This window comes from Rhodococcus sp. PAE-6, from assembly GCF_025290685.1.
Lineage (GTDB): Bacteria > Actinomycetota > Actinomycetes > Mycobacteriales > Mycobacteriaceae > Rhodococcus > Rhodococcus pyridinivorans.
The window spans coordinates 1-265 of the sequence record NZ_JAOCLZ010000141.1; the positions used below are offsets into that span (position 1 = coordinate 1).

General features: G+C 66.4%; 1 protein-coding gene. It reads right to left on the minus strand.

Features of this window, described 5'->3' with window-relative positions; all coding sequences use genetic code 11:
• A partial coding sequence (locus NVV99_RS26555) for a hypothetical protein (protein WP_260783306.1) occupies positions 1-265 on the minus strand: 265 nt, incomplete at both ends.

Consider the following 265-nt stretch of genomic DNA (forward strand, 5'->3'; position numbering starts at 1 on the left):
CTGGATGTCCTCGATCGGCCGCGGAGTCATGGTCATGCCCTCGAAGTAGGGCGGATTGGCGATGTAGGTGGAGCCCGACGGCCAGCTGTACGTGTCGCTGCCGGTCACCTCGATGCCGCGCCAGCGTTCGTCGCCGCGGAACACGTCGGCGTAGCGGGCGCGGAACAGGTCGGAATGGACATGCGCGTCGATGAGCGCCCGAACCTCGTCATTGGTCGGCCAGATGTCCTTGAGATAGACCGGCTCGCCGTTGCGGGCGGTTCCG